This window comes from Streptomyces sp. NPDC058240 (genome assembly GCF_042882135.1).
GTDB lineage: Bacteria > Actinomycetota > Actinomycetes > Streptomycetales > Streptomycetaceae > Streptomyces.
Genome location: NZ_JBHVWT010000125.1, coordinates 1 through 3,754, shown reverse-complemented (window position 1 = coordinate 3,754; position 3,754 = coordinate 1). Strand labels below are relative to the sequence as shown.

Below are 3,754 nucleotides of genomic sequence, written 5' to 3'. Positions count from 1 at the left end.
CCGGCGAGTATTTGCTGGGTGGCGCCACTTCTTCCTCGTTTCCTTCTCAGGGCGATCCTATTGGATCCCTGTCCGGAAACTTCGAGGCACCCCACCCAGGCCCGCGATGGTGGGCGGTCACGTATGCCTGGTCCAGATCGCTCTGTTCGTCGTCCACCCAGGCGAAGGGACGACCGTTGGCGTAGTCCAGCAGGGGACCGGTCTTCCAGTGGACCCCGTCGGGACGGTCTTGGAACAAGGCATCGCCGAAGTCGACGAAGGGGAGTTCGGGAAGGCCGAGCACCGGAGCGATCCACCGGTTGGCGTCGTCCATCCATGTGGTGGCCCAGCACAGCTCGTAGCTGAGTTGGAGCAGAGATCGCCCGTGCTCTGGGCTGAGCCACACCCGCAGAGGTCGCCGCCGGGCCGAGAGTCCTCTGTGTTCGTCTGGAGTTCCGCTGTCCTGGGGCACTCTGAGTGTGGTGTAGCCGTCGGGGCGCTGCTCCGGCTTGGCCGCATAGGGGTTGAGTGGCCCGTCGACGTCCAGGAACAGTAGTGGTGGTCGGTTCACTATCTCCCCCGGTCTTGCTCAACATCGGCTGCGCCGTGGAAGCGTAGTGCAGCGATCGTCTCGGCGTCGGGCTGGTCTGATGTGATGATCCCGGTGTGGTGGGTGTGATCACGGCATCAGAGCCGTCCTAATCCCACATCCAGACTGAAGGGCACCCGCCTTCGCAGCCCGACTCGCCAACTACTGATGGAAGGCCTTCAACCGGCCCGCGCCGAAATCCACAAGGCTCAGGTGAAAATCCTCCTCGACACGGGCGAGGCGGTCCGCGAAGGCTCTGGCGGAGCGCTACCCGACCGGGAAGCTGACGAAGCTCTAGAAGAAGGCCGCCCTGGTAAAGGAGACCGCATCCGAGTGGCAACCGCAGGTCAGGGAGCAGGAACGGGATCAGACGGCCACTTCCGGCGGCTTGTCCCGGGTCGGCGCCAGCAGCGGCGAGTCGTGGCGGTTGGCACCGGCCAGCACTCGGCCGAGGGGGGTGCCGTACCCGTCGACCAAGAGGGAGCGTTTCATTCCCCGCTTACCACGATCGAACGGAGGGCGCCTGGAGACCTCTTCTCCGCCGGGGGCTTTGGTGATGCGCCATCGACGGAGATCTCTTCCTGTACGAGTCCGACGATCCGGCCGTAGCATTCCAGGACTATGCGCTTGAGCTGCGCGAACACCCCAAGCGTGATCCGCTCGGCGGCGCTTCAGCCTCCGTCAGGTGAAGCCGTTCAACATCGAAGTAGAAGCCAGCACCCGCGGGGACGGTGTCTCGATCACCGGCTCATCGCAGAGCCTGTTCCGAACGTCTGGGGAGCCCAGCCCCAGCGAGCGGCCTTCCCGGGCTTCGCTTATCGCCTACGTGAAGATCGTTTGGCTGAAGCCCTTGGGTGCCTTTCGCGGAGAGACGGCCACCTTCCCGCTGATGTCCCGGCCGGCCTTCCCTCTGACCCGCCGGGACCTCGCTTGGTCCGGCCTGTCAGCCGATGATGGCGACAGGGGCGTCCCAGGCGTTGCGGTCGACCGTGATGGTGTAACCGCCGCGGGTTTCCTTGCTGTTGACCATGTACTGGTGGCCGCGGCTGTGGTCGGTGTACTGGGCGGGGTTCCACGGCCAGTCCGTGGTAGTCGTGTTCTTCTTGTCCCACAACGCGTACCAGAGGTTGCCTGGCAGGTCCGCCTTGTCCGTGGCGGTGGCGATGGCCTTGGCGCTGGAGCTGCTGAAGCCGTAGAAGCCGCCACGGTAGGTCGCGTTGCGCAGCGTCTTGGTGAAGGAGCGTACGTACGTCAGGACGGCGTTGTTGCACGCCTTGTCGTTGACGTCGTACGGCTCCATGTCCAGGTAGATGGGGCTGCCGGCTTTCATGCCGAGCGCCGATGCCTTGGCCACTGCGTCCTTGGCATTGCTCGCGCCGACGGAGGCAGCCGTGGACGCGGTGAATTTTTCAGGGTTCGCACTCTTTTGGCAGGGTGGCTGAGCGCCGACGTAGAGGGGGATGAGCTTCCAGCCGGTGGAGTTGACCGACTTTACCCAGGAAGCGGTCAGGTTCGGCTGGGCGCAGCCGCGGTTCTTGCCGCCGATGTAGACAGCGGCGGCGCCGTAGAACTTCGTGTTCCACGCTTTCATCGCGTTGAGCGAGGGCGCTGTGCACGTATCGAACGCTCGGCCGGTGAAAGTCTTCTGCGCAGGCCAAGCCGAGGCCGCCACGGAGGCCTGGGCCGCGATTCCGGCACCCGCGACGACGACGACACCCGTCGTCGCCCAAGCGATGTAGCGACCCTTCTTGGACAGCCGATGTCTGGACAATTCCCACCCCATTCATACTGCGACCCCTGGCCGCATGAACCCAACCCGCTCGCAGAGAACAGCCCGCGCTGCGCCACAACACGACTGCGGTACGGAGGCAGCGCCTGCGTGCAGGAGCGCGCGGTATCTCCGCCCCATATCCCCGAAGCCCCGGATGTCCGAAGCGCATCGCAGAATAACCGATGTCCGTGCCATGACGGACGTGCAGAAGTCGGTGCAGCTGATTCTCCGCGGACTCCTGCACACGACCAGCATGAGCACCCCGAGGACCGATCACACCAGCCCTTTGACCTGGGACTTCAAGTTCGCACTCGGCCCACCTGCTCTCAGCTTGTCCTTTATCTACCAAGATCTTCCGGGCTTGCCGATGGCCTTTGATCTCGGCCCGCAGCAGCGGATGCAGCCCCCGAAGGTTGACCTGCGCGGGCCGGGGCACCGCCACGGCACTCGCGCACCAGCGCTCGAAGGCGTGCTCGTCCTCATAGCTGAGCGGCGCGACTAGCCCGCGGCGTCCATAGCGGGTGCCCCACTGCGACGGCAGGGCCGCTCCTCCCGGCCTGCCATGCCTGCGGTAGCGGCGTTCGTGCCGGAAGCACAGCCCGAGCGGGGAGTCCGCCAGTTCGGGGCAGACCTGGACCCGGCAACTGCCGAAGCCAGGGAGGGAGTGCTGGTCGAGGAGCCAGGCGTCGAAGTCAGCATTGCCGTCCCGGCGGCCACGGTGGTTGTACCAACGGAACTCGTGATAATGGCAAAGCTCCAGCCGCGGGAAGAGCACGAAGGGGAGCGGTGAGGGCTCCGGGGGCGTCAGCGCCCCCGCCAAGGCTCTGCTGAAGTTCTCCACTCCGCGCGACCCGGCCGCCCTAGCCGCGTTCATCAACCTGCGGGTCCTCAACCCCGAGCATGAGCACTGGCGGCGTGGGGTGGAGGCCGCCGTGATCTACGCCCGCGAGCACGGCGACCTGCGCGTGCCGTTCACCTACCGCGTCCCCGAAGGTGAAAAGGCGGAAGGGACCGGATGGCCGGCCTCGCTCGCCAACTTCCCGCTCGGGCAGTGGACCGCCGACGCCCGGCGCTTCTACGCCCGCGGGAGCATGGACGAGGACCGCATCGCGCAGCTGGACAAGCTCGGCATGATTGGCTCTGTCCACGAGATTGGACAGCGTTTATCCATTGGTTCGGGAGGCAGTCGGGCGGACTGGCGAATCGAACATGCCCATGAGATAGAACAGTGCTGGCGTCATCCTCGCTTCGCGTCAAGTGGTCCTCGACCCACGTGATGTCTGTGATGTGGCGCCGGTCGCATGCTCTGCTGTTGTTCTGAGAGGGCGTTTGATCTAGGTAGATTGCCCTTTCTGCCCTAATAGGTTCCTCGCCAGGTGGGGGTGGTCTCGTCCGTTATGCGCTTGGTGAGGTTG

General features: G+C 65.2%; 3 protein-coding genes and 2 pseudogenes. 2 read left to right on the top strand and 3 right to left on the bottom strand.

The features are described 5' to 3' along the window. Positions 1 to 94: 94 nt before the first annotated feature. The 3 genes and pseudogenes from ACFVX4_RS41730 to ACFVX4_RS41720 all read right to left on the bottom strand — a co-directional run. Positions 95 to 550: pseudogene (locus tag ACFVX4_RS41730) on the bottom strand (hypothetical protein); the annotation flags it as partial. A 405-nt stretch (positions 551 to 955) separates the two neighbouring features. Continuing rightward, positions 956 to 1,230, bottom strand: a pseudogene (locus ACFVX4_RS41725) (IS5/IS1182 family transposase); the annotation flags it as partial. Positions 1,231 to 1,511: 281 nt separating this feature from the next. Further along, on the bottom strand, positions 1,512 to 2,339 hold the full coding sequence (locus ACFVX4_RS41720) for a glycoside hydrolase domain-containing protein (protein WP_389988644.1): 828 nt from the start codon (positions 2,337 to 2,339) through the stop codon (positions 1,512 to 1,514). A 154-nt stretch (positions 2,340 to 2,493) separates the two neighbouring features. Between ACFVX4_RS41720 and ACFVX4_RS41715 the strand changes: the two genes are divergently transcribed. Together ACFVX4_RS41715 and ACFVX4_RS41710 are read left to right on the top strand one after the other, a co-directional pair. Beyond that, a complete protein-coding gene (locus ACFVX4_RS41715; RefSeq protein ID WP_389988641.1) occupies positions 2,494 to 2,841 on the top strand; it encodes a hypothetical protein in 348 nt (115 codons plus the stop codon). Between the two features lie 322 nt (positions 2,842 to 3,163). Continuing rightward, the gene (locus ACFVX4_RS41710) at positions 3,164 to 3,616 is read left to right on the top strand and encodes a helicase associated domain-containing protein (protein ID WP_389988647.1); all 453 of its coding nucleotides are present in this window, start codon (positions 3,164 to 3,166) and stop codon (positions 3,614 to 3,616) included. Positions 3,617 to 3,754: the final 138 nt, after the last annotated feature.